At 58.8% G+C, this 26,362-nt stretch carries 17 protein-coding genes; 5 read left to right on the top strand and 12 right to left on the bottom strand.

What is annotated here, in order from left to right:
- Nucleotides 1–158 precede the first annotated feature (158 nt).
- Nucleotides 159–2,054 carry a helix-turn-helix domain-containing protein gene (locus HMPREF2781_RS02740; protein ID WP_168163671.1) on the top strand — a complete coding sequence of 632 codons (1,896 nt, stop codon included), beginning with the start codon at nt 159–161 and terminating at the stop codon, nt 2,052–2,054.
- Nucleotides 2,055–2,141: 87 nt separating this feature from the next.
- Here the strand turns inward: HMPREF2781_RS02740 and HMPREF2781_RS02735 are convergent, their stop codons facing one another.
- Complete coding sequence (locus HMPREF2781_RS02735) at nt 2,142–4,157, bottom strand: hydantoinase B/oxoprolinase family protein (protein WP_070644210.1); 2,016 nt, start codon at nt 4,155–4,157, stop codon at nt 2,142–2,144.
- Between the two features lie 37 nt (nt 4,158–4,194).
- Nucleotides 4,195–6,252, bottom strand: a complete 2,058-nt coding sequence (locus HMPREF2781_RS02730) for a hydantoinase/oxoprolinase family protein (protein ID WP_070644207.1) — start codon at nt 6,250–6,252, stop codon at nt 4,195–4,197.
- A 191-nt stretch (nt 6,253–6,443) separates the two neighbouring features.
- On the opposite strand from HMPREF2781_RS02730, the gene HMPREF2781_RS02725 reads away from it, so the two are divergent.
- Nucleotides 6,444–7,910: a helix-turn-helix domain-containing protein gene (locus HMPREF2781_RS02725; protein WP_070644204.1), complete on the top strand. Its 1,467-nt coding sequence runs from the start codon at nt 6,444–6,446 to the stop codon at nt 7,908–7,910.
- Nucleotides 7,911–7,974: 64 nt separating this feature from the next.
- Here HMPREF2781_RS02725 and HMPREF2781_RS02720 read toward each other — a convergent pair whose 3' ends face one another.
- The 4 genes from HMPREF2781_RS02720 to gabT (HMPREF2781_RS02705) all read right to left on the bottom strand — a co-directional run bounded on the left by HMPREF2781_RS02720 (nt 7,975) and on the right by gabT (HMPREF2781_RS02705) (nt 13,188).
- Nucleotides 7,975–9,285, bottom strand: a complete 1,311-nt coding sequence (locus HMPREF2781_RS02720) for a YkvI family membrane protein (protein ID WP_070446244.1) — start codon at nt 9,283–9,285, stop codon at nt 7,975–7,977.
- Between the two features lie 98 nt (nt 9,286–9,383).
- Entirely contained in the window at nt 9,384–10,364 is a 981-nt protein-coding gene (locus tag HMPREF2781_RS02715) for an alpha/beta hydrolase (protein WP_010189241.1), read from the bottom strand.
- 13 nt (nt 10,365–10,377) lie between these two features.
- The gene (locus HMPREF2781_RS02710) at nt 10,378–11,826 is read right to left on the bottom strand and encodes a flavin-containing monooxygenase (RefSeq protein ID WP_070446241.1); all 1,449 of its coding nucleotides are present in this window, start codon (nt 11,824–11,826) and stop codon (nt 10,378–10,380) included.
- A 36-nt stretch (nt 11,827–11,862) separates the two neighbouring features.
- The gene (gene gabT / locus HMPREF2781_RS02705; RefSeq protein WP_070644200.1) at nt 11,863–13,188 is read right to left on the bottom strand and encodes a 4-aminobutyrate--2-oxoglutarate transaminase; all 1,326 of its coding nucleotides are present in this window, start codon (nt 13,186–13,188) and stop codon (nt 11,863–11,865) included.
- A 111-nt stretch (nt 13,189–13,299) separates the two neighbouring features.
- Between gabT (HMPREF2781_RS02705) and HMPREF2781_RS02700 the strand changes: the two genes are divergently transcribed.
- On the top strand, nt 13,300–14,826 hold the full coding sequence (locus HMPREF2781_RS02700) for a helix-turn-helix domain-containing protein (protein WP_246821759.1): 1,527 nt from the start codon (nt 13,300–13,302) through the stop codon (nt 14,824–14,826).
- Between the two features lie 15 nt (nt 14,827–14,841).
- Here HMPREF2781_RS02700 and HMPREF2781_RS02695 read toward each other — a convergent pair whose 3' ends face one another.
- The gene (locus HMPREF2781_RS02695) at nt 14,842–16,287 is read right to left on the bottom strand and encodes a PucR family transcriptional regulator (protein WP_070644193.1); all 1,446 of its coding nucleotides are present in this window, start codon (nt 16,285–16,287) and stop codon (nt 14,842–14,844) included.
- A gap of 117 nt (nt 16,288–16,404) precedes the next feature.
- Here HMPREF2781_RS02695 and gabT (HMPREF2781_RS02690) point away from each other — a divergent pair, with 117 nt between their 5' ends.
- Nucleotides 16,405–17,733: a 4-aminobutyrate--2-oxoglutarate transaminase gene (gene gabT / locus HMPREF2781_RS02690; RefSeq protein WP_070644180.1), complete on the top strand. Its 1,329-nt coding sequence runs from the start codon at nt 16,405–16,407 to the stop codon at nt 17,731–17,733.
- Nucleotides 17,734–17,806: 73 nt separating this feature from the next.
- Nucleotides 17,807–19,036, top strand: a complete 1,230-nt coding sequence (locus HMPREF2781_RS02685) for an aromatic amino acid transport family protein (protein ID WP_070644177.1) — start codon at nt 17,807–17,809, stop codon at nt 19,034–19,036.
- A gap of 207 nt (nt 19,037–19,243) precedes the next feature.
- Here the strand turns inward: HMPREF2781_RS02685 and HMPREF2781_RS02680 are convergent, their stop codons facing one another.
- From HMPREF2781_RS02680 to HMPREF2781_RS02660, 5 genes are all read right to left on the bottom strand, one after another.
- Nucleotides 19,244–20,743 carry an APC family permease gene (locus tag HMPREF2781_RS02680; protein ID WP_070644175.1) on the bottom strand — a complete coding sequence of 500 codons (1,500 nt, stop codon included), beginning with the start codon at nt 20,741–20,743 and terminating at the stop codon, nt 19,244–19,246.
- The gene (locus HMPREF2781_RS02675; RefSeq protein WP_070644172.1) at nt 20,740–21,924 is read right to left on the bottom strand and encodes a class II histone deacetylase; all 1,185 of its coding nucleotides are present in this window, start codon (nt 21,922–21,924) and stop codon (nt 20,740–20,742) included. The genes HMPREF2781_RS02680 and HMPREF2781_RS02675 overlap by 4 nt, the downstream gene beginning before the upstream one ends.
- Nucleotides 21,925–22,465: 541 nt before the next feature.
- Nucleotides 22,466–23,842 carry an NAD-dependent succinate-semialdehyde dehydrogenase gene (locus tag HMPREF2781_RS02670; protein ID WP_070644169.1) on the bottom strand — a complete coding sequence of 459 codons (1,377 nt, stop codon included), beginning with the start codon at nt 23,840–23,842 and terminating at the stop codon, nt 22,466–22,468.
- 25 nt (nt 23,843–23,867) lie between these two features.
- On the bottom strand, nt 23,868–25,421 hold the full coding sequence (locus tag HMPREF2781_RS02665; RefSeq protein WP_070644168.1) for an APC family permease: 1,554 nt from the start codon (nt 25,419–25,421) through the stop codon (nt 23,868–23,870).
- On the bottom strand, nt 25,418–26,362 hold the full coding sequence (locus HMPREF2781_RS02660) for a universal stress protein (RefSeq protein ID WP_070446221.1): 945 nt from the start codon (nt 26,360–26,362) through the stop codon (nt 25,418–25,420). The genes HMPREF2781_RS02665 and HMPREF2781_RS02660 overlap by 4 nt, the downstream gene beginning before the upstream one ends.

Here is a 26,362-nt window from a genome sequence, read left to right as displayed (position 1 = left end):
CCTTCCTTGGTGTGAGGTAGCGCGAAAATGCGGGTGATTCGAATCACTTGAGGAAGAGTATCGCAGCCTAACTCACACCCGTAAAGTGGTTAATCACACAGTGTTGGCCTCGTTATTGTGGGAAAGGACAATCAATGTCGGAGTTGGGGATTGGGGACGTGGTACAGCTATGCCGTAAGGCGTTGCAGTTGACACCGGTTAGCTTTCGGGAGGAGCTTCAAGATGCTGTTGTTTCAGCTAGGTTTCCAGAACTCAAAGAGGTCCTGCTGGAGATTAGTAACCGTGCCGAGTCATCGCGCAAACTCCGTTCACTGGTTTCGGAAATTGCTGATCTGTCCTTAGACATCAATGGTGACGAGAACGTAGATGTGGCTTTCGGTAGAATTCTGTCTTTGGCCCGTCAGATGTTGGGGGCAGATGCGGCGTTCATTATGGAGCTTGATGAGACTTCCGGCAGTGCAAGCATTATTCTTTCCAGCGGAATCTGGACCACGGAACTGCAAGAAGTTGAGCCCAACGAGAAGGGGTTCTTTTTCGAGATTTATCAGGTCGCTGCGCCATTGCAGGTGGCAAACTACTTGAGAGACGATGGCTTTGAACATGATCCTGTGTTGGATACTGCAATAAAGCGAGAAGGGATACGGTCCTTATTGGGGATTCCCGTCGAAGCTGAGTCAGGGTTTCAAGTTCTTTTCGTTGCGGATAGGCATGAGCGTATTTATCACACGGGCGACATCTATATTCTTGAGCAGCTAGCAGTCCAAGTGTTAGCGGTAGGGGTCCGTGGGGAAGAGTCGAATCGCCACCACAAGGAGGTGGATAGCCTCAAGATGGTTGCGGAAGAATGCCGTGTAGAGCTGACGAACTCTGCAAAAGCGCTAGAAACTGTAGAAACGGTCATTTCAATGGTCAGTGATTTGCTTACTGAGTCACGCGTAGCCGCTTTTCTTGCAGAAAACATGGGGATTCAAATCCACATTTCAAGTTTGGAAGACCTCATGCTCGATAGCGCTGGAGGCTGGCTTCCGGTAGATGGTTACGCTCCTATCGAAAGTTATGTCCGGAGGACTTCCTCGCCGGGACGAGGGGAGTCCTTATCGTTGGGTGAGCGTGAGGTCTATGTCTCTCCCGTAATTCGTGGTGGGAAGCCCTGGGGAGTGGTTGTTGCCGACTTGATCATGCCTAGCCCTGAAGCCCGGATTATTGACTTGGTAGCACGCGCCTTGAGCATTAGAGACGTCAGTGGGTTGGAGGCTGATTCGCAGCGAGTAGTCGAGTCCTCAAATCTCTTTTTTTCATTGGTGAGTTCTGGAAGAACGCAGCTAACGGCACGCCAACAAGGCTTGCTTACCGAAGCGGAAATCGTAGAGGATGGCTTAAATCGCTTACTTCTCTTTTCTGGCGATGAAGCAGGTCTTCGACTGATTGCACAACGGTGTTCTGAGGTCTCTAAGGGGAAGCTCTTGATTGGTGTGTCTACTGATCAGGTTGGCGTTTTAGGGGAGGCGAGCATGCTTTTATCCTTTTTTGAAACCTTTTCAAAGCTTGCTGATTTGCGACGCTTGAAAGTTCACGGGTATCTGTCAGACAAATTTACTGGTTTTCGTAGAGCGGCAGAAGTATATCGCTCTTGTATACAGTTTCTTGATGATATCGCTTCCCTGGGTTTATCTAGTGAAACAGGGTGGTATACCGACGCTGCACTTCCGCAGTCTGTGCGTCTATTGGCGCGAATGACTGATGCTCAGCGAAAAGCATTGGTTGCCGAATCAATAGGTAATTTGCTTCGCTATGATAGGGAAAACTCAAAGGCGCTAGTGCCTACTATGCAAGCCCTTTTCTCGCACCACTTTTCAGCATCCACCGTAGCCGAAGAACTTGATGTTCACGTCAATACTGTTCGCAACAGGATGAAGAGAATTGATGAAATATTAGGTGAAGGCTGGAACGAGGGGGTGCGGTTGCTAGACGTACAGTTAGCACTCGCAGCACTGCGCATTGAGTCTGGTATGCCGACCGTCTTTAACGATGTCACCTGGACAGGAAACCAATAGCCTAGAATTTTCCAAAGACTTCAAAACGAAATTCCCCTCGCCGTTAACCACTGTTGGCTAACAGCGAGGGGCTAGTCAGAGCGCTACCTACTTCCAGTGGGAAGAGGAACGCTTGGTCATCTGCTCGCGGTATTGCTGAGTGGTGGTGGGCAGGAGCTCACCGGTGGCCCAGTCCAGGATGACGCCGTAGTGGCGGACCAGGTCGAGCTGGTCCAGCTCGCCCGCGTTGTAGCGCTCTGCCACGGATTCCGGGTCCTCCGCCAGCTTGTCCAGGCGGGAGGAGCGAAGTTCCTCACGTAGCTTCGTGGTTTCCTCCTCATCGAGCTCGTACTCATCGATCTCGGGGTCGATGGCGTGGATGACAACGCCGTAGTCTTTGGCAGCACGGCCCACGGACACGTAACCGTCGATGACGTCCTCCAACACGGCCTGCGGGTCACGCTCCAGGGCATCGCCGAATCCGCCACCACCGGCAGAGGGGCGTTCGAAGGTATCGCCCGGGCCGACTGGCACGTTGGAGAAGAGCGCGCCGAGGTACTTCTCATCCGGGGTGCCGCGGTTGAGCCACACGCCCTGCGGGATAGACGGCAGACCACCCTCAATGCCCCAGGTGACCGAACGGGAGCGGTCACAGCAGTAGCTCATCACGGTCTGGTTCGCGTCCGTGAGCACGCCGCCCTTGGATACGCCGACGCCGCCGCGGAACTTGCCGGGGCCGGCCGAGTCGGTGACCAGCGCGTGGTGGCTGGTGATCACAGGGGAGAGGCGCTCCTGGCCTTCCACCGGCTGGACCGCCAGGCCCGGACCGAAGACCGGTGCGGTAGCAGAAGAACCATCGCGGTCGACGCGACCGCCCCAGCCGCCGGCCATCCAGTCGTACCACATGAAGAACTCGCCCTTATCCTGCGGTTTCTTCGCATCACGCGTATCCCAACCGCCGATGAGCAGGTATTCCAGGTTGAAGGCGCAAGCCATGGCGCGCTCCTGCATGAGCTGGGACCACAGCTCGAAGACGGCGTTCATGATCTTCTCGAAGGGGCCGGAACAGAAGCCGGTCACCGCGTGCGGCATTCCGGCGTTGACCACGGTTCCCTCTGGGCCGAGGTCGATGTCCATGGCGCGGTAAAGACCGGAGTTCAGTGGAACGTCGGGGAAGAAAGTCTTCGTACCGGCGACGATTCCAGAGAACGCGGAGCCATAGCCGGCGTTGAGGAAGCTGGCGACCGCCGGTGCGGAACCATCCAGTGAGTAAGAGAGGCGCCCGCCCTTGATGCGCATCGTCACCTTGATGGGAACCAGGCCTTCTTCCTTGGCCGGGTCGAGGTCGATGTAGTCGGTGGTGGACCACTCGCCGTCCTCCAAGTCGGCGACGCGGGCGCTGACGATGTCTTCCACGTAGTCCTGGACCTCACGCAGCGCGGTCCGCACGATGTCGACCGAGTACTTGTCCACGAGACGGTGGATCTCACGCTCACAGACCGCGGTGGCTTCGGCCTGGGCCTTGAGGTCACCCATGACGATCTCTGGGCTACGGGTGTTGCCCGCTAGGAGCTTGGCCACGTCCTTGAGGAACACGCCCTTGGACCACACGCGCACCGGAGTGATGCGCAGGCCCTCGGTGTAGTAGTTAGTGGCGGACACATCGAAGGAGCCCGGGACGGAGCCACCGGCATCAGCCCAGTGGCCCTTGTTCTGCGCGAAGGCTAGCAGGGTGCCCTCGTAGAAGATGGGGCGCAGGAAGGACACGTCATTCATGTGCGTGCCGCCTTGATAAGGGTCATTGATGGCGAAAACATCGCCTTCGTGGATGTCATCGCCGAATTCCTCGAGCACGGCCTGGCACTGGAAGTGCAGCGTACCGACGTGGACGGCGATGTCCTGGTCACCCTGCATGACGGTGTTGCCTTCGGCGTCGCAGAGCGCGGAGGAGAAGTCGCGCGAATAAATAACGAAGGAATAGCAGGTGCGAAGAATCTGCTCGGACATGAGGTTGACCGAGGTGGCAAAGGCGTTCTTGAGCACCTCGAAGGTAACCGGGTCGAGCGTACGGCGGCTGGAAGAAGACGGCGACGGCTTCTGTGGCTGTGTCTGAGTAGTAGTCATGTCGATTCCTTTCAAAGGAGAGTCTTAGGCGAGCGTCTTAGGCGTTGGTGGCCTTGCCGATGTGGATGCGGATGTTGGACCACTCATCAATTTCTGCGCGGTCACCAGGCGGAATGACGGTGGTGGCGTCGAATTGATCGATGATGGCGGGGCCGTTGAGCTTTGCACCGGCCTTCAGATCCGGGCGGTGGTAAATCGGGACATCGGCCCAGCCGCCGTGGGCGGAGAAGTACACAGGGCGGGTGGTCTCCGGGAGCTCTGCCTCGTGCTCTTCGACGTCATAGTGCTTGAAAGGCGGGTTCTCCAGCTCACCGATAGCGATGAGGCCAATCTGGTAGAACTCCACAGCGCCTTCGCGGTCGGCGAAGGAGTACTCGCGCTCGTGCTCGTCGTGGAACATGGCGACGGCATCATCGAGCGGGTTATCGGACTCGGGGATTTCCACGGTGAGGGAGCGCCACTGGCCGCGGTAGCGCATGGACGCAGTCAGCTTGAACTTCATGCGCTCCTCAGGCACGTGCTCCTTGTGGAGGCGCTCGCGGGCCTCGGAGATGAGCGCTTGGAATTCCTTGCGCAGGTCCGCGGTGTCTACCTCGTCCACGGGTGCTTGGTACATCTTGGTGATGTCGTGGCGGATATCCACGAGCAGGCAGCCCTGTGCGGAGGTAACGCCCGGGTGCGGCGGGACCACGACGGTGGGGATGGAGAGGTCGCGGGCCACCTCGGCACCGTGCAGCGCGCCGGCGCCGCCGCCGACGACGAGGACGAAGTCACGCGGGTCATAACCACGGCGGATGGACAGTAGACGAACGGCGTCAGCCATGTTGGCGTTGGCCACCTGGACGATGTTTTCCGCGGCGGTCTCGGTATCGAGGCCCAGAGGATCGGCGACGGTCTTGTTGACGGCCTCACGCGCGGCATCCGGGTTGAGCTTCAGCGCGCCGCCGATGAGCTCAGTGCCGAGGCGGCCGAGGGTGACATTGGCATCGGTATTCGTGGCTTCGGTGCCGCCGCGCTCGTAACAGACCGGCCCCGGATCCGCACCGGCCGACTGCGGACCATTGCGCAGGGATCCTGCCTCATCGATCCAGGCCTCCGAACCGCCACCGGCACCGATGGTGCCCACCTCAATGGACGGGAAGCAGATGGGGAAGCCGTACTCGACCTGCCACTGCTTGGTAATGCGAATATCACCTTCGTAGACCAAGGCGATGTCGGTGGAGGTACCACCCATCTCCAGGCCGATGGCGTTGGAGTAGCCGCAGCGCGTAGCGATGTCCTGCACCGCGATGGCGCCGGCGGCAATTCCAGAGGCGGCCAGGCGGACCGGGTAGCGGGAGACCATCTCCGGGGTCATGGAACCGCCGCCGGAGTGGAGGAGCAGCAGGTCACCGTCGTAGCCGCCTTCCTCCAGCTGGCGGGATAGGCGGTTGACGTAGCCGGAGACGAGCGGGGCCAGGACCGCATTGGCGACGGTCGTGGAGAAGCGGTCGTGCTCGAAGATCTCCGGGAGGATTTCGGAGGAGGTGGAGATAGCGGCGTCGGGAAGCTCCTCGCGCAGGATCTCGGCCATGCGTTCCTCGTGGGAGGCGTTGGCATGGGAGTTGATGAAGCAAATCGCCACAGTCTCAATCTTCTTGCGGCGCAGGATGCCGGCGATGCGGCGTGCCTCTGCCTCATCGAGCGGGGTGACCTCTGCGCCGTCGAAGTCGATGCGCTCTTCGACCTCGTAGCGGTCGCGGCGGCGGATATAGGGATCCGGAACGTCGTGGTAGGCATCCCAGAGCTCATCCTTGGTGCCGTCACGGATCTCCAACACATCGCGGAAGCCCTTCGTGGTGATGAGCGCTGCCGGCGGGAAGCGGCGCTGGATCAACGCATTCGTGGCCACTGTGGTGCCGTGGGAGAACACCTCGACCTGGTTGAGCTGGACGTCGGCCGACTTGAGGCCGTTCATCACCGCCTTCATCGGGTCATCCGGGGTGGAGGGAACCTTGGCTACCGACAACTCGTGGGTCTCGGTGTTAACAATCGCGACGTCGGTGAACGTTCCGCCGACGTCAACGGATACGCGAAAAGGCTTGGTCTCCGTCATGGTGTGGACCTCTCTTTCAAAAGATGGTGAATTCGGTTGAGAGGAATCTTGATATGGCACGAGGAGGGGAGCAATGGAGAAACAGTGAATCAAGATGGAAACCGGTGGAGGAAACTCCAAAAAGCCAGGTTGAAGGGCGCTAGAATTACCTGATTAAAAGTAAGATAGGACACTATTTTTCGGAGGATTAAGTGGCGTCACAAGATGATCCGGTGCTGCGGATCGCCGATCTCGTCGTGATGGAACCGCGGCTGCGGCGCCTGAGCAAGCCGCTCGAGGATGAGGATTTTGTGGGGCTGTGCGCCGAGGGCGATGGGGACGTGGCGGGCTGGCTAGTCCTTCCCCAGCCGGAGGGAAGCCCACGCACCATCCAGCGCCGGCTGGTCGACGCCGCCGGGGTCATCTTCCTCGACTCCGAGTTCGATGAGCAGGAAGTCCTGGACTCGGTAGAGGGAACCGGCGCCCTCCTGTACGGCACCGATGGGATCACGCGCCAAGATATCCGGCGCGCGGTGGATGAGCTTTTGCGGCGCCAACCCAACCTGGCATCCTGGCGCAAGCTCAGCACCATCGGGCAATTAAGCCCCGGGTTGGTTAACCCGGCGCCGGAGTCCGAGATCCTCGCGCGATTTGCCAGGTTTAGTGGAGATTCCTTGTTGTTGTTGACCGTTGATGGTCGGGTTATTGCCGCCGCCGGCGAACTGCCTGCGCGGAGTATTGCACGTTCCCTGTCGGTGGTGGTCAACCACAGCACCACGAGCATGCACGTGGGGCGTTGGAAGGTCTTTGCTCGGTGGCTTGACATTGCTGGTGAGAGCCCCTCCTTCGACCATGGCTACTGGCTGATCCGGGGGCGGCAGACCAGTCAGGATGCAGACTTCGATGACCCCGCTTTCGCAGCGCTGGAGGAACTGCTCACCGCTTCCCTCATGGCGCAGAGAAACATCCTGCGCAACCACGTTGCCGAATCGAGCGCGTTGATGGTGGCGTTGTGCGATGAGAATTCGAATAGGGAAGAAGTGGCCACCACGTTGCGCAGGCGGGGCTTTTCGGAACACGCGAAAATGCGCCTCATCGTTTCCGATTCCATCAAGGATTCCTATCGCAGTGATGTGCGCGACAAAGCTTTCGCCGTGGCCCAAGATGCGGGCGTGCCACTGGTGCTGGGATATGTGGCTGGCCGTACCTGCGTGCTGACGACGCAATCGGGTACTGAGACCAAGATTGCGGATGTGCTCTTCGGCTCAGTGGGGCTTTCCGACGGCTTCGATACCGTCGAGGAAGGCCCGCAGGCGTGGCTGCAGGCATTGCTTGCCGCGGTGGTGGTGGAACGGAAACATTCCCTGCATCTACAGAGCATGGAGTTTTCTCAGTGCAGTGCCATTGAGAAGGCAGCGGCCTACCTGGGGCAGCGCGGCCTCGAAGATGCAGTGCGGCAGCTCGACCGCGCCATCGGCTCCATTAAAGATGGGGAAGAAATCTTCCACGCTTATGAGGCCGAAGGGTTTTCTGTCGCCCGTGCGGCCAAGGCCGTGGGTGTACATGCCAATACGGTCCGGCACCGGTTGGAGGCACTGGCGGAACGTATCCGCTTCTCCGATGCAGACCTGGTCCTGTGGGCGCTGTGGAAAGCGCTGCGCCCCCGTATGCAGCGCTAGGCGGCTGGATGCGGGGGCACGGAGAAGGTGTGAGGGCAGAGAGTGAGAGGGGGAGGGGAGAGAACTACACCTTCTTCTTGCTGCGTGGGATGGGCTTGCCGGTGATGAGCGCGTGGAGCTTGCCATCGCCAATCTGCATGTCCTCCGGGAGATCCGCGGAATCAACTTCCGTCATGATTTCCTTGATGAAGTCAGACTCCGGGATGGAGGAGTTGCGAGCAATGGCCACGAGTTCACGCATCTCCTCATCGGAGAGGTGGTTGTCATTCTCAAAGCGCTTCTTGAGGAGCTCGCGTGCGCGGCGGCGCAGGTCTGCCTCGGACTGCAGTTCCCCGCGGTTCTTCAGCCAGGCGAAGCCGATGATGAACATGATGGCGATGCCCATGTAGCCCAGAATCGGGTAAACCCAGCCGATGAGGTTGGAGAAGCCAATGAAGGAGAGGACAAAGCCGATGAGCACGGAGATGACATAGACTTTGTAGAAGTGCTGCGGCTTGCCGCGGGTGAGGCGCTTGGCAAAGGCATAGAACATGCCGATGGAGGTGTTATAAATCATGCCGTAAATAGCAACGGACATGGCGACACCAAGCCACGGGTGAATCTGCTCAATCATGGCCAGCGTTGGCATCTCAGCCTCGGTGATCGGGCCCACGGAGACGTAGAGGCCACCGACGAGGACCGCTAGCAGGAATAGGAAGCACAGGCCGCCGAGGATGCCGCCGTAGCCCACTTCCTTAGCATCGAGGAAGTTACCGCCAATAACGATCATCATGGAGACCACGACGATGACGTTAAGACCCAGGTTATTGATAGAGGAGACCCACCAGTTCGGCAGCGTCGTCGGCAGCTGCTGTGCCTGCTCGTTGAGGTGCGACCAATCGGGGTTGGACGTGAGCACGGTATAGACCGTGCCGATGGTGAGCAGGACGATGATGAACGGGGTGATAGCGCCGATGGCGATGGTTACCTTGTCCACGTCGAGCAGGCCAGTCAGCAGCGTGAGCACGAGCATGAGGACCGCGCCGATCCATACTGGCCAGCCCCACTGCTGGTTAAGGTTGGCGCCGGCACCGGCGAACATGGCGAAGCCGATGCAAAAGAGACAGGTCAGCGTGGCGAAGTCGAGGACCTTCGACACGATGGGGGTGGACACCGCGTTGAAGACGGAGGTGTGCTCCTTGGCACGGTGATAAGAACCTAGTTGGAGAATAGTGATACCGGAGATGGTCATGGCCAGTGCAGCAACGATGGCACCGACGATGCCCATGTTGCCGAAGGCAACGAAGTATTGAAGGGCCTCGCGGCCGGAAGCGAAGGAGGCACCCGCGAGTACGCCGATGAAGGCCATCGCGATGCCGAATGAGCGTTTAAGCATGGTGAACCTAACTTTAGGTGGACAGAAATAGCTACTTATGCAAACGGGGCAGGCTGCCTTTGAAGGTGCCTGCCCCGTGCGTGATGGAGCGGAAGCTTCTAGTTCGCTGCCGCCTTGATGAACTCGGCGACGACTGCGAGCTCTTCCTCGCCGCGGTCAATGACACCGGCGGAGGTGAACAGCCCGTGGTGGTAGCCCAGAAGGTGCTTGTGCGTGACGTCGACGCCCGCCTTCGCCAGCTTGCCGGCGTACTCGATGCCCTCGTCCGCGAGCGGATCGTTATCCACCGTGATCACGAGTGACGGGGGCAGGCCCTCCGGTAGCTCTTCTAGCAACAGCGGGGAGAGATCCGTTGCCGTGCGCTGTGCCTCCTCCGTGACGAAGGTATCGATGAACCAGCGCATGGTGTCAGATGCCAGCGGGAAGCCTTCCTCCAAGCGCTTGTAGGAGGCACCGTTCTCGGTTCGCTCGCGGGAGCAATCCGTGATGGGGTAGAGCAGGATCTGGGAGCTGAGCTTGGCGACGTCTTCTTCGCCCACGAACTCGTTCGCCAGGGTAGCGGCGAGCTGGCCGCCGGCCGAGTCACCCGCTACCGCGATGGAGGTCACGGTCAGGCCGTGCTCGGCCTCAGGGTTGGACAACCAGCGGTAGGCAGCGCGGCAATCGTCGATAGCCGCCGGGTAGGTGTGCTCCGGGGCAAGGCGATAGTCCACCGCAACGACCGGGAGACCGGTCAGCACCGCGATACGGCGTACCGAGGAGTGGTGGGTCTCCAGGTTGCCCATGAGCCAGCCGCCGCCGTGCATGTAGAGCACCGCTGGGGTCTCCTGGCCGCGCTCCGCCTCCGGGCGGGGGTCGTAGAGGCGAACTTGGAACTGGTCAACCTGGAAATCCGTGGTCGCGGGTTCCTTCTCCTCGTGGAGCGGGTTGGCGTGGGCCGAGGCTACGTAGTTCTCACGCACCTGCGGGATGGGGAAGTTATGGAAGGACTTCGCCCCACCATCGCGGAAAGGTTTCAGCGCCTTCCACGCATCCTCAGCGACGGGACGCCCGGAAAAATCGTCGTGCAGAGTGTGCATTGTGAACTACCTCCTAGACCAGCTCGTAGTCGTTGAGCTCGAGCTTGTCGGTCAGCTCGTAGTACTCAGCGACGTTGCCGGACCAGTTGTTGATGACGCGGCCTTCTTCGTTCTTGTACCAGGAGGAGCAGTCAGCGGAGAACGCAGATGCCTCGAGCTCCTTCTGGATCTTGGTGTTGAACTCGTCGATGACGTTCTTCTTCACGTCGAGGGCTGCCTCCGGGTTCTCGCGCAGGTAAGCAACGGCCTGGGAGATGTAGCGGTCCTGTGCCTCGAGCATGGCCACCACGGAGTGGTGGTTGAGGTTGGTGTTCGGGCCATAGAGCATGAAGAAGTTCGGGAAGCCGTCCACGGTCATGCCCAGGTAAGCCTCCGGGGAGTTACCCCAGCGCTCGCGCAGGTCGACGCCATCGCGGCCAGCAATCGGCAAATCACCCTGGAACTCCTGGGAGTGGAAGCCGGTGGCGTAGATGACCACGTCAAAGTCGTGCTCTGCTCCGTCATCGGTGCGGATGCCGGTCTCGGTGAACTTCTCGATGCCAGCGGTGATGAGCTCTACGTTGTCACGGTTGAAGGTGGGGTAGAAGTCATCGGAGCGCAGAATACGCTTGCAGCCGAAGGCGAAGGTCGGGGTGAGCTTCTCCACCAGCTCCGGGTCGTTGACCTGGGAGCGCAGGTGCTCCATGGCCTGCTCGACACCCTCAGCAGCGGAATCGGTGCCCTTGCGGGTGCGGTCGAAGCCCTCCTCGCGGACCTCGTGGATCTCCTGGCGGATAGCGCGGTAGGAATCCGGGTTCTCCTGGAACTCCTTAAGTTCCTCATCGGTGAAGATGACCTGGTTGCGCGGCAGGATGTAGTTAGCGGAGCGCTGGAACACGGAGAGCTTCTCCGCCACCTTTGCTACCTCCGGAACCAGCTGAACTGCAGAAGCAGCGTTGCCGATGACGGCGACCTTCTTGCCGGCCAGGTCAACGTCGTGGTTCCACTCGGCGGAGTGGAACTGCACGCCCTGGAATGCCTCGCGGTTCGGGAAGTTCGGAACCTTCGGCTTGGAGAGCTGGCCCCACGCACCGACGAAGACGCGGCCGTAGTAGGTCTCACCGTTGGCCTCGATCTCCCAGGCCTTGAGGTCTTCCTTCCACTCGGCGTTGGTGATGCGGTGGTTGAACTTGATGTGGTCGTAGAGGTTGAATTCCTCAGCAAGAGCCTTGAGGTAGCCCTGCATTTCGTCCTGACCGGCGAACATGCGGGAGACGCCAAGGTTGAGGAAATAGGAGTAGCAGTAGATCAGAGCCTGGGTATCGCAGGCAGCACCTGGGTAGGTGTTGTCGCGCCACACGCCGCCGACCTCATCGGCAGCCTCGAGGATGAGGAAGTCTTTCTGCTCGTCGCGGACCAGCTGGGCGCCCATGCCCAGTCCGCCGTAGCCGGTGCCGAGGATGATGCAATCGTAGATCTTCATAGTGGTGTGTCTCCTTTTAGACGGTGGTGGTGTGGATTAGTTTGCGCGGATGGCTTCGGCCAGGACCTGGAGGCCGTCGCGCAGGGTGGACTCATTGATGACCAGCGGGGGCAGGAGGCGGATGACGTTGCCATCGAGGCCGCAGGTGAGGATGAGCACGCCCTGCTCGCGGCAGGTCTTGGCTACCTTGGCGGTGAGGTCAGCGTTCGGCTGGTTGTTGTCGTCGACCAGCTCGATGGCGATCATGGCGCCGCGGCCGCGGACCTCGGCGACGGTGGTGAGCTCGAGCAGCGGCTCCAGCTCCTCGCGGGTGATGGCCTCGATCTCGCGGGCGCGGGAAGCCAGATCCAGCTCCTCCATCTCCTCGAAAGCTGCCAGGGAAGCAGCACAGGCCACCGGGTTACCGGCGTAGGTGCCACCCAGGGAGCCCGGGTCCGGGGCATCCATGATCTCGGCGCGGCCGGTCACAGCGGACAGCGGCATGCCGCCGCCCACGCCCTTGGCGGTGGTGATGAGGTCCGGGATGATGCCCTCATCGTCGCAGGCGAACCAGGATCCAGTGCGGCAGATACCGGCCTGAATTTCATCGGCGATGAAGACAACGCCGTTGTCGGTGCACCATTCCTGCAGTGCCGGGAGGAAGCCCTTGGCAGGCTCGACGAAGCCACCCTCGCCCTGCACCGGCTCGATGATGACGGCAGCCAGTTCTTCGGTGCCGACGTACTGCTCGATGTAGCGCAGGGTGCGCGCTGCAGCCTGCTTGCCGTCGAGGCCGTCGCGCAGCGGGTAGGACATCGGCGCGCGGTAGATATCAGCGGCCAGGGTGCCAAAGCCTTGCTTGTAGGGCTTGTTCTTGGCGGTCATGGTCATGGTGAGGTTGGTGCGGCCGTGGAAGGCGCCGTCGAAGACCACAACGCGGTTCTTGCCGGTGTAGCGGCGAGCGATCTTGATGGCGTTCTCCACTGCCTCAGCACCGGTGGAGAAGAGGCAGGTCTTCTTCTCGTGGGTGCCCGGGGTCAGCTCATTGAGCTTCTTGCAGACATCAACGAAGCCCTGGTACGGAGCATTGAGGAAGCAGGTGTGGGTGAGGTGGCTGGCGGCCTCGGCCACGGCCTTGGCAACGCGCTGGTTGGAGGCGCCGACGGAGGTCACGGCGATGCCGGATGCGAAGTCGACGATGGTGTTGCCGTCGACGTCGACAAGCACGCCACCGTCACCGTCGGTGATGTAGGAGGGGTAGCCCGGGATGACGCCAGCAGCGACGTCTGCTTCACGGGCGGCATTCAGCTCCTGGCTGCGGGGGCCAGGGATTGCGGTGGAGACATTCCGCTCCTGGGGGAGGCGGTGCTTGAGATCCTGCATGCTGTCTGCTCCTTAATACTCGGAATTTTTTATGACGTGGGTCATTCTTATGGCTAAACTTCAGAAGGGCCATAGACAATCTGGTGAAAGAATGGTGAGAATTTGTCCACAATGGATACGGGGGTAGCGGTCGGGCTGGAAGAGGGGAGCGTTTCCCTGAGATGGTTGGCTAATCAGCCTGATTTGGGGATAGAAATTCTGCACGATTGTGGGCGCCCTTTTTCCGTAATGCACCCGTGTGAACTGCGCGATCCCCGTGAGTTTGTGGGGTCTGGGGTGGTTATCCTGCTTACCGGCATGGCCTTTGAAGGGAAGTCGGAAGAGCTGGCGGAGTACATCCACAGGGTGGCCGAAGGTGGGGTAACGGGGGTGGGCTTCGGCGTTGGGATTGCCTTTGCCGAGGTTCTGCCCTCCATGGTGGAGGCCGCCCGGGAATGCGATATTTCGCTCTTCACGGTGGCACGGCGTGTTCCCTTCGTTTCCGTGCTCGCGCGTCTCCACGACGAGCTTCAGCGTCAGCGTGAGGAAGGCCTGGAACTCTTCATTGCACAGCAGGGTGCGCTGAACGACGCCGCCATCGCCGGTCTCGATGCCCTCGTGGATAAGACCGGACGCCTGTTGGGAGCGCACTGCTGCCTCGTGGATAAGGACGGACGGGTCTTCGCGCAGTCGAGTCACCCCGGCCTGCCCCCAGTGGAGTGGGGCCCGGTAATTACCGATACCCGCGCGCAGAACTTCTACGCCGCACGCCGCGTCGGCGGGTGGAACGTCTTGGCCCAGCGCTTGGCCGATCACGGTGCGCGCTCCTTCGGGCTGCTGGCGGTGGCGCGTGAGAGTTTCGGTGTGAACGAGCGCGCGCTGCTCAAACAGGCTGCAGGTCTCGCGGAACTCACCGTGAAGCGCCCGCAGGAGCTGCGGCGCACCCAAAACGAACTCAACTCCATGGCCATGGCCATTCAGTTGGGCATGGACCAGCCGGAAGATCCCATGCGCCGCATCTTCCACATGGTGGGTGATGCGCAGGGTCGGGTGCGTCCTGTGCTGGTGAAATCTGAGGGGGAGCGCGCCCACCAGCGCTTCATTCAGGCGTTGGACGCCCGACTGCAGGAACACGGGCGCTTGCTTTTCGAGTACGCGCTGGATAACTCCTCCAGCCTCCTGCTCTTTAGGGGGAGCCGTTCGATGAAGAACTTGCAGGACTTGTTGCGTGATATTCGGGGAAGCAAGCGCATCGTCGTGGGGCAACCCATGCCATGGGGCGAGCTGGGAGTGGGAGTTGTCCGTGAATTGGAATCCTTCGCCTTTGGGCTGCAGCCAGGAATGTTGGCGGGACCAGAATCGCGGACGCTGAGCTGGACCAGGGATCCCAGGGTTAAGGGCGCGGTGCACAATCGCGCCGAAGAAACCTGGGGCAAGGTGCGCGTGTACGACGCGGAGCACGGCACCGAATTGGCGGAAACCTTGGAGGTCTATTTGCGCGCGGGTGGCCACGTGAGCCGCACCGCTGAGGAACTGCAATCGCATCGGCATACCGTTCGCAAGCGCATCGCGGACTTGGAGGCTCTCCTCGAAGTCGACCTCAAGGATCCTCTCGTGGCGGCGGAGCTGCTCATCCTCGGGGTCAGCGTTCCGAACTGAGTCCTCAACGGTCAGTTAAGAATCAATACTGAGTAAGAGGAGTTCTGCGCGGGTGACGGGGTTAGCCAAGTCCACGCCACAAAGTTGCTCCACTTTATCCAACCGAGCGCGCACGGTATGCCGGTGAACCCCAAGCTCCGCGGCGGCAGTGGCTAGGTTGGCGTTGCCCACGAGGAAGGCGCGCAAAGTAGCGAGCAACTCCGTATTGTGCTGAACATCGTGTTCGGCCAGGCGGCTGACCGTCGCCGCGCGCCGGGCAGTGAGGGCCTCGGGTACTCCGGGCTCTGACAGCCAGGTAGGGGCAGCCGAATCGAAGGTCGCCACAGCGCCGAGCGGCAGACTGCGCGCGTGGCTCTGGAGAGAGGACAAGAGCGCCGGCGTCAACGCCTGCCATTGGGTGCGCTGCAGGATGGATGTGCGGAGGTAGCGAGTGTGTTTCCCGCTTAAACCTGGGTGTGCGGTGCCCGGGGGAAGCGCGATAAGCGCCGAATCGTGTTCCGGGCGGATGAGGTTGAGAGGCTCGGCTTTTCCGATCTCGCTCAAAGCCCGCGCGAGGCGGGAGGGGGAAGCTGCCGTGAGAAACAGGACATCGATGAGATCATGGCTATCGACCATATGAAAAGCCGCCTGCAGGGCGGGGGAGTCAACGCCGGCCAGCTGGGCATCAAGCGCCAAGGCTCCGAGGATCGTGTGCGCAGTGGTGTCGGGATGATCTAAGAGCAGGCTGGCCAGGCCCGCGAGGTGTCGGATGAGCGCGCGGGAGTAGGAATCGAACTTCCCTGCACGCGTTACCGCGATGGCCCAGCGTCGTCCCGCCGATCCGAAGATGCTGGTGATGGTGGCGCCTGCGCTTGTTGACGTCCCCGTTCCCCGCCCCGTCTGCTCCGCGGCCTCCACCGCGGCGCCGGCCGCACTGATCCGGCCGCGATCGCTGCGGCTGACCACCGCTCCGGAGAAACTGGCTACCGCTACTGCGGCGCCGAGTTCCTTGCCTGCCTGTGCGATGAGTGCGCCGATGCTCGTGGCCGCCGCCTGGTTGAGGCGCTCCTGCTGGCGGTGGAGTGCAAAGTGCGCGTTGTTGTCCAAGCGGGCCTGTTCCTGAGCCACGGCCGTGGTGATGGAAACGAAGCGGGTGGCGCGCGGGACCTCAAAGAGGGTGAGATTGTGCTGGGAGCAGGCGCGGATAAGTTCTGTGGGGACCTCACCGAAGGCTAGCCCGGTACCGAAGCCGATGCCCTGCACGCCGGCCGTGGCCAGAGCCGCGCCATAGCGCTCAAACCCCTCCGGTTCTTCCTGAAAAGCAAGCCCCAGGGTGAGCATGAGCGCGCCGGGGGAGGTGAACTCGCTGGGGTCCGCGAGCTCGGAGGCGTGGATAGTGTTGAACGTAGCGCTACCGGTGACGATGTTTCGCAGGTTCAAAGAGCGCTGGTTGAGAAGCCAGCGAAAGGTTATCTCACGCATGGTGGACAGAGTACACAGCTATGCACAAAAAATTTATACACCCTGTCCATAGTGGCGTCAGGGTGGTAGGGGCCACACTAAGTGGCATCCTATTCATCCGAACACAAAAGGAAGACCATGCAGGAACTTCAGTACCACATTGAGCAGTCCCGCCACCTGGGCCAGCAGGTCCCGGGCCCGAAGAGTGCCGCCTTGGATGAGCGTCGTAAGAATGCCCTCCCCGCGGGCATGGCGCCCTCGCTTCCGGGCTACGTGGTGGATGCGGATGGCGGCATTCTTGCCGACGCCGACGGCAACCGCTTCATCGATCTCGCTTCCGGCATCGCCGTGACTTCTGCCGGCGCTTCTAACCCAGCCGTCGTGGCCGCGGTGCAGGAAGCTGTCGCACACTTCACCCACACCTCCTTCACCATTTCCCCGTACGAGTCCTACGTGGCCGTGGCAGAAAAGCTCAACGAGGTCACCCCGGGCGATCACCCGAAGAAGACCGCGCTGTTCAACTCCGGTGCGGAGGCCGTCGAGAATGCCGTGAAGATTGCCCGTAACTACACCGGCAAGCGCGGTGTCGTGGTCATGGACCGTGCCTTCCATGGACGCACCAACCTGACCATGGCGATGACGGCCAAGCAGTCGCCCTACAAGAACGGCTTCGGCCCCTTCGCCCCGGAGATCTACCGCGCGCCGATGTCCTACCCACTGCGTGACGGCCTGAGCGGCGCCGAGGCAGCCCAGAAGACCATCACCATGATTGAGCAGGAAGTTGGTGCAGCCAACCTAGCCTGTGTTGTTGCTGAGCCGATTCAGGGCGAGGGCGGCTTCGTCGTCCCAGCCGAGGGCTACCTCGCAGCAATCCAGAAATGGTGCAACGAGAACGATGTGGTCTTCATCGTCGACGAGATCCAGGCAGGCATGATGCGCACCGGTACCTGGTTCGCCTCCGACCATGAGGGCATTGTTCCGGACATGGTGACCATTGCGAAGGGTATTGCCTCCGGCATGCCGCTGTCTGCGGTAACTGGCCGTGCAGAAATTATGGATGCCCCGCAGCCAGGTGGCCTGGGCGGCACCTACACCGGCAACCCGGTGGCCTGTGCTGCTGCGCTGGCAACCTTCAAGGAATTCGAAGAGAAGGACTTCGGCGCGCGTGCTCAGAACCTAGAGAAGGTTGCCCGTGAGGAGCTGGAGCCCATCCTGGGCGATGAGCGCGTGGCCGAATTCCGCGGCCGCGGCGCGATGCTCGCCCTCGAATTCGTCACCGCTGAGGGTGAGCCGGACTCCGAGCTGGTGCACAAGATTGCCGACGCCGCCAAGGCCGAAGGCGTCCTGCTGCTGACCTGCGGCCTCGACCACAACGTCATCCGTTTCCTGCCTTCCCTGGCTATTCCGGAAGATCTGTGGCGTGAAGCGCTGCAGGTCGTCGTGAAGCAGTTCAACGAATACAAGTAGTTCATTTTGTCGCTCACCCGGATCTTTCCGGGTGAGCTCCTGTTTTATTAGTCCTTAGTTATCGGAGAAGTCTTTGTCCAACAACATTTCCGTGCCGCAGAGGGATGAGTCCACGGCGGAATTCAAACCCGCGCTGTCCTTCGTGCAGGGCATCGCCCTTATTTTCGGCACCAACATCGGTGCTGGAGTCCTTTCCATTCCTTATGCCGCTCGCAACGGAGGATTCCTCGCACTCGTTATCGCCTTGCTCGTGGCCGGTACGCTGACGACCATTTCTATGCTGTACGTGGCGGAGTCTGCCATGCGCACCAAGGCGCCGCTACAGGTTTCCGGATTGGCGGAACATTACCTGGGGCAATGGGGCCGGTGGTTGGTTTTCGTGGCCATCATCGTCAACGGCATCGGCGCGCTCATTGCTTATGCCGCTGGTTCGGGCGACCTGATCAACAATATTTTCGGGTTGTCGCCGCTCCTCGGCACATTGGTCTTCTTTGGGTTCGGTTCCTGGGTGATGTACCGCGGGCTGCACACCACGGGTAAGACTGAAGGAGCCATCACCGCAGGCATGGCCATCATCATCGCTGTCCTGTGCGGATGGACGATCCTAGGCCCGGGAATCAAGATTGAGAACCTTTTGGTTCTTCACCCGTTCTTCATCGTCCCGATTCTGAACCTGGCGGTGTTTTCTTTCTTGGCGCAGTACGTGGTTCCGGAGCTGGTGCAAGGCATGGACCCGGCTAAGCCGCAGCAGACCGCGCGGGCAATCGTTATGGGCATGGTCATCACGGGCTTTACCCTGGCGTTGGTTCCTTTTGCTGCCCTTGGTCTGCTCGGCATGGAGGTCACCGAAGTAGTAACCATCGCGTGGGGCGAGGCCCTTGGCCCGGTGGCCTACTACATGGCCAATATCTTTGCCCTGGCGGCTATGTTGACCTCCTTCCTGGCGATTGGTTTTACCACCATGCGCAACGTCTTGGACATCTTCCACTGGGAAGGCGTGAAGGGACAGCGCATCGTGGCAGTAGCACTGACGGTTGTTCCGCCATTGGTGATTTCCATTGCTGGTCTCGGCGGCTTCGTTGCGGCGTTGTCCTATGCTGGTGGTTTCGCGGGCGCCATCATGTCCGTCATCCCGGTGATGCTGTTGCACGCTTCCCGAAAGAAGGGCGACCGCGACCCAGGCTGGAACGTGGGCGGACTCGCACACCCGGTAATCCAGGGCACCATCATCGTGGTCTACGTCTTGGCCTTCATCTACTCGATCATTTCCATCTTTGGGTTGGTGCCGGCAGGCTGGGCTTAAAACTGGCGAATAGCTCTGAGAGAAGTTAGAGAACTTAGACTCAAGCTAGCGATGATCTTGGGCGGTGATGGCGTTACTGTGAAGTAGCTTCATCACCGCCCAAGCCGCTCCCAGCTAGATTCATTTGCTAGCCCTAGGCAAGCGGGGCCAATGACCCAAGGGGTCCCGCGTACGACTAATACCGCAATCACACTTTCGGGTTTTGGATCAATCTTGTGCCGATGTGGCTAGGCGGGCTGGCTCAGTGTTTTCTTCGCTCTGGACGTGGCTTTTGCTTGGGGGATGTCCAGAGCCGATGTTGTTATAGATGTGCGGGCGAGAACGTTTGAGCAGCTCACCGCGAAGAAAACCAGCTACTCCACACAAGAGAATCATGGTTGGAATCACGAAAACCAAATACCACAGCTCGGCATCGCCAATGAGGTTCTCGAAGTTGGCCAAGATTAGGACGAACATTGTGCCGAACCCAATTATGGCGACAGATGGCGCGACCTTCGTGACGAAAACTGGGTATAACCCCTCGTGTTTCCTAAAATAGAAGTAAACCGACACCGAAGTAGTCAAAAGCAAGAAGACGAGTCCGAAACCACCAGCGTTGCTCATCCAACTGAATACGATTGCTGATGGGAAACTGTCGTCATAGCCCGAAAGTATCTGTGCGACTAGGGCTGCGGACAGAGCGATAAAACCGAAGCACGATTGGAAAAGTGACGCAGTAACAGGAGCGCCGCTCTCGCTAGTGGTGCCGAGGTTCTTCCAGATAACCTGCTCGCGCCCCATAGCCATGAGGTAACGCGAAATCGAATTGTGGAAGGCTGTAACGGCGGCGAAGAGAGACGTGACCAGGAGAAGCTGAATTAGCGGAACGATAGATTGGTATCCCTGGCTCGCGATGAAATTAAAGAAAAGATCCGAACCTGACTCTTTTGCCGCCTCGACTACCTGAGATTCTCCAGAGCTTTGGGCAATCGACCATGACGAGAACCCATAAAAGCCGGAGATAATCAGAATTGATATAAGAGTCGCGTTTGGGATCGTTTTCTCTGGATTGATTGCTTCTTCGGCGTACATAGCGCTGCTCTCAATGCCCATGAACCCAGCGATAGTGAAGGCGAGAAGAGTTCCTGTCCCAGCTCCAATCAGTGCCGAAGGAGACAGGGTGTCAACTGAAATCCCATCTGCCGGGTTGGCAATTGCGAGAATGCAGAAGAAAACAATGGCGCAAGACTCCAAAAGGAGGAGTACTCCTAGAACTCTCGAGGTGGCATCAGCAGATTTAATGCCCAGAAATGCCACTAGTGCTAATGCAATTAGTGCGCACACAGCCCAATGGACATGGGTTCCTGTTATTGATTCAAACAGGCTAGATGCTGTGTATCCCAGGAGACAGTAAAGCGCGATCTGCATAGCAGTGTAAGAGACGATCGCCAGTGAAGATGCTGCTAATCCATGACTTTTTCCGAGGCCGGCAGAGACGTAGGAGAAGAATGCAGCTGTATTGGGTATCTCCTTGGCCATAGCGCAGAAGCCGACCGAAAAGAATGCGACGAGTGCTCCGCAAAGCAGGTATCCGAGAGGAACCCCTGACATTCCAGACGTGGCGTATGCCGCGGTTACTCCGGCAGAAACGACTGTTAAAGGAGCAGCTGCCGCAATAACTAGAAAGACGATGTTATGGGTCTTAAGAGTACGAATCTTCTCGCTCATACGGCACCATCATTAATTGAAGGAACGTGGCTTTCGAGCGCCGGACTGCTTTTACCAAAGTGAGTGGTATAGGCCTTTTTTAGATAATCGATTTGTTCATGTGTGAACGTGTTTCGAATTTGTCCTTCCACGATCTCGGCGTATTCATCCTTGAAACCAGAGCTTTCACCTGTCAGGCTCTCTAAAACTGCTAGGCCACAGAAAGGAACGTAATACTGGCAATAGCCACCTTCTTGAACCACCACGAGCTTGCCCTCAGAAAGAGTGTCTGCGGCAGCTCGGAGGGTCTGTGTCATGTTGAAATACCCTGAGGTTGTCACCATCATGCGGCCAAGGGGATCCATCATTGCGGCATCGTAGCCAGTGCTAAGGATGATTAATTCTGGTTTGAAGTCCTTAAGGGCGGGAACGACAATCTCAGTCAACGCGGTTTCGTACACTAGGTCGCCGCTTCCTGGAGGAAGTGGGATATTCAGATTGAAACCTTCACCTTTTCCTGTTCCCCGTTCCTCAACGAATCCACTATCGACTGGGAAGTTTCTATCTTGATGGATGGATACCGTGAGTACGCGGTCGTCTTCCCACCAGATATCCTGGGTTCCGTTACCGTGATGCACATCCCAATCCACGATTGCGACTCTCTCTAGACCTCGCTCTTCAAGGGCGAAGGAAGCTGCAGCCGAAGCATTGTTGAAAAGGCAGAATCCTAGGCCGCGGTTCCGCTCAGCGTGGTGGCCCGGAGGGTTAATCAGTGCGTACCCTCGGTCGACGACACCGTCAAGTACAGCTCGCGTCATTTCAATTGCGCCGCCAGCAGACAACATTGCAATGTCAGCGCCTCCTTGTCCGAAAGGCGAGCCCCCGTCTCCGCAATCGCCACCCTTCGGGAGTTGCGACTGTTGGAGCATCGAGTCGATGTGCCGGGTAGAGTGAATTCGCTCCAATTGCACCTTCGTTGCCGGCTTAGCTGAAAGGTTAGTGAGGTGTGTGCGAAGCTGTGAGGCTTGCACCAACTCGTGTAGACGCCGCTTCGGTTCTGGTGAAGAGAAGTGGCGATTTACGGGCTGTAGGCCCTGGGCTGGATTCGCTGGAGCATTGCCACCTGTGCCCGTATCGTGCCACCCGTAGAGCGTGTCCCAGAGGTAGCCAACAGAGTTTGTCTTTTGATTTTTGGTGGCCATTCAAAATCCTTTCTTCTCGGTATGGTGTTGTGGGCAATAGTACTTGGCAAATGTGATTTGCGAAACCTTTTACGACCCTATTTCAGCGATAGGTTAACTTCTCCTTAAAGCCATTTAATCCCCTCTCTTTTATCAATGGATGTGTTTCGATCGAGCTGCCATTATAGGTCTGAACTTACGGGGAAATAGGTATTTGGTATCTAATTTTCCCAAAGGCTTACCACCCCCTCATGGGGGTATAGATCGGGGTACGTCCATTAAATGCCCAGGTTATTTAAAGATGGACTAATGGTGAGTGGCCTATTTTTCTGGTTTTATTAGGGGGATCTGGTGGGGTAGATGTATGGGAAAGGTGTATCCAGTATTAGTTTTTGGAAATGAATAAGGTGTGTTTAATGTTGCCGCTAAGCGGAGGGGTAGGGCCGCATTTAAAAGGGAGCGGAGTAACCAAGTTTTCTCGAGTGAGGGGGTGATTAAATAAAAAGGACGTTGGGATTATCTTTTGATAATCCCAACGTCCTTTTTACTGTTCTATTTTCGTCTACTTCTCTACGTAATAGAGCTGCTTGTTGACGAATTCATCCATGCCCAATGGGCCGAGCTCGCGTCCGAAACCGGAACGCTTCACGCCACCGAAGGGCATCTCCTCGCCCTCACCCGCAGGGGTGTTCACGTTGGCCATGCCGCACTCGAGGCGTCGGGAAATGGCAGCGGCCCTTTCGGTGTCCTGGGAGAACACGGTGCCGCCGAGTCCGTATTGGGTGTTGTTGGCCAAGTCGAGGGCCTCTTCATCACTGCTGACCTTGTAAACAGTGGCGACCGGGCCGAAGAACTCCTCGTAGTAGATGTCGGAGCCTACCGGGATATCGGTGATGACAGCAGGAGAGACGTAGGCACCTACCTCAGACAGCTCACCTCCGGCGCGCAAGTTGGCACCAGCCGCTACAGCGCGGTCTAGCTGGTCACGCAACTTTTCTGCTGCTTCGCGGGACGAAAGAGCAGAGTATGCTCCTTCTGGTTGGTTGTCCGGCGTGGACTGAACGGCTGCGTTCGCAAGACGCTCAAGCTCAGCGACGAACTCGTCGTAGATATCGTCCATAACGATCATGCGCTTGTTCGAGTTGCAAGCCTGTCCGGTGTTGTACATACGCGTGCCCCATGCCAGCTCCGCAGCTGCCTTGACGTTGTCAGTATCGAGCAGGACATACGGGTCAGAGCCGCCGAGCTCGAGAACTGCCTTCTTGAGGTGTTCGCCGGCTTGCGCGCCGATGATGGAACCTGCGCGCTCAGAACCGGTAAGAGATACACCTTGGATGCGAGAGTCCGCGATGATGGTGGAAATCTGGTCGTGGGAAGCAAAGACGTTGTTGTACACGCCCTCAGGAACGCCAGCGTCATCCATGATTTTCTGAACGGCAAGGGCTGAGCGCGGACAGATTTCCGCATCCTTGAGAATGATGGTGTTGCCCAGCATCAGGTTGGGCGCCACGAAGCGGGCGATCTGATAGTAGGGGAAATTCCACGGCATGATGCCGAGCAACGGGCCGATAGGCAAGCGGCGAATGACTGCCGTGCCGTTGGAAGCAGTCGGGATCTCCTGGTCCTTGGTGAAGTCTGCGCCGTTATCGGCGTAGTACTTGATAATGGCAGACGAGAACTCAGCTTCCTCGATGCCCTCGGAGTGGAACTTGCCCATCTCCTCGCCGGCAATCTGGGCTAGTTCTTCCTTGCGCTCCTCGAAGAGCTCGCTGACGCGGGTCATGATTTCTGCGCGCTCAGAGATGGGGCGTGCAGACCAGTCTTTATAAGCCGCGGCGGACTTTGCCAGTGCTGCTTCGACTTCAGCGTCTGTAGCGGTATCGAAGGTTTCGACTACCTCATTGGTCACGGGGTTCTGTACGCGATAGGTGTTGGACATTGATTACTCCTTTTCTCGTGTGTAGTTAGACCAGCGGTTGCTGGTCGTCGTCGCGCGAGGAAATTCGCGTGAGGGTTTCGCCCTTGAAGAATCCTGGATGGGCAAAGCGAGTGAACAGCATGATGAATACGCCGAGCCCTAAGACAGCGACGCTCAATATGAAGACCATGCCGATACCACCGATTTCAGACCCGGATCCGTAGGACGGATCCATGGAATCGAATGCAGTGATGAAGAACATCATGAGCAAGAATCCGCCGCCCACAGTGGGAAAGAGGAACTTGAACACGATGTTATGCATCGAGCTAAACAATTCAGTTCGGAAGTACCAGATGCAGGCCACGGCCGTGATTCCATAGTAGAAACAGACCATGAGGCCCATCGTAGCGATGGTGTCCCATAGCGCGTTTTCCGAAATAAGCCGGGTTACCGCGTAGAACACGGCTGCCGCTGCAGCGGACGCAATGGTGGCCGTCGACGGTGTACGGAAGCGTGGGCTAATTTTGGCGAACACCGGCGGCAATGCGCGGTAGTAGCCCATAGCCAGCAAGGTGCGGGCGGGGCCCACCATCGTGGACTGCAGGGAGGCGAAGGAAGAGGACAGGACCGCGATATAGATTAGAATCGAGGCCTTGCCCAAGACAGGCTCTGAAAGCACCGCGAAAATTGATTCCTGGTTCTCTGGATTACCAGCGCCCAGGCCCGTGTCACCTGTGCCGGCCCAAGAGATAACTGCCAGCGCGGTGAGGATGTACAGCGCGATGATGATGAGTACCGTAATCGTAGCTGCACGACCGGGAGTCTTCTCGGGGCTCTTCGTTTCCTCGTTCATCGTGAGGGTTACGTCCCATCCCCAGAACATGAAGATAGACAGTGAAATGCCCGCCGCGATGAGGGAAAAGCTTCCTATGCCAACCGGGTTGAACCACTCGAGCGAAATCGGTGTGAAGTCGAATCCGCCGTTGTTATAGGCGTTGTGGATTGCAACGACGTCGAAAAGCACAATGGCAGCAATCTGAATCGCAACGAGTACATACTGCAGCTTTTGCGTTGAGTCGAGTCCGCGGTAAGAGATGTAGCCCGCGATAGCGATAAAGACGAAGGTAGTGGGGATATTGACCCACAGGTTCCGAGTCAGATCACTAATAGCCGGGTTGTTGAAGAGCTGGCCAAGAAGCAGGTAGAAGAAATCTACGGCCACTGCCGCCAGGTTTGATAGCACCAGAATCGTGGCGGTGATAAGTCCCCATCCTCCCATCCAGCCGGCCCACGGGCCGAAGGCTTTCGTAGCCCACGTGAAGGAAGTACCGGAATCAGGGACTGCGTTGTTGAGCTCGCGGTAGGCAAACGCTACAAGCAGCATGGGGATAAAGCCCAGCAACAGTACTGCCGGGACGTATTGACCCACTGCTGAAATCGTTGGGCCAATACCGGAGGTCAGCGTATAGGTAGGGGCGATGCAACTGATGCCAATAACTACTGCACCAAGCAATCCGACGCGGCCCGTAGCTAGCCCTTTGTCTGATGCTGTCTCTTTAACAGAGTGGGTGGTTGGCGTCGAAGGGGTCGTGGTGGTCATGAGCTGTCACCACCTTTCGATAGAAGATTGTTCTCTTCGCCGGCCTGCATATAGCCGGCGGGCACAACAATCATGGGGACTGGGATCAAGCGGAGCATTCGAGACGCAGTCGAGCCTAAGAAGAGACGCCCAGGAACGGCCATGCGGGAGGAACCGACAACGGCGATTTCCCCGTCTTGCCAGCTCAGCTTTTCCAAGGCTGTGCTGACGTCTTTGCCAGACGCCACCTCGGTGGTGGCGTGCCCGGCGTCAAGCATGTGCTGAGCGGAGTCAGCCAGTTTACGGTTGGCATAAGCATTGAGCGCGCTGGGCACGTCGGTTCCGAGCCCATGCATGTCAGACTCACCGCTTAGGACGAGCGAGACGAGGCGCAAGGGAATCTCACGGCGACGTGCACGATCAAGGCCGATCGCAATGACGTCGGAGGTGCCACGGCGAGGGCCAAAAAAGGTCGTGACTCGAGTGATAGGGCCTTGGTAGGAGTATCCGCGCGGCGCGAGCGCGACAGGAACGGGGGCAGAGTGCAAGAGCGCATTGACCGCGGAACCCATCTGGAAACGTCCGAAGAGGCCACCCTTCCGGGCACCAACGACGAGCAAGTCGGCACCAAGGGTCTCTGCAGTTTCGCAGAGCGCGGCAGCTTCGGAATCCCCCGTCACGATGCGTGCGGTTGCAGTGATTGCTTCAGGAACCTCTGCGAGAGCCTCCTCCAGCCATCCAGCGATTTGTTCCTCCACAATGGAGTCATAGCCACGGTCGTGCGGATAAACGCCCGAGAAGGAGCTATGAGCGGGGGCTACCATAACGAGTTCGAGGCGCACGTTGCGCTCTTTTGCGAGAGCAATTCCTAAACGCAACGCGTCTTTGCCGAAATCGGTAGCGACGTAACCCACGAGGATACAACCACTAGTGTTGCGGCGAGGGAAACTTGCGGGAGCCAT

The sequence above is a fragment of the Corynebacterium sp. HMSC062A03 genome (assembly GCF_001811145.1).
Taxonomy (GTDB): Bacteria; Actinomycetota; Actinomycetes; order Mycobacteriales; family Mycobacteriaceae; genus Corynebacterium; species Corynebacterium aurimucosum.
Note: the sequence above shows the minus strand (reverse complement) of the source record. Positions and strands in the feature narration are given on the sequence as shown.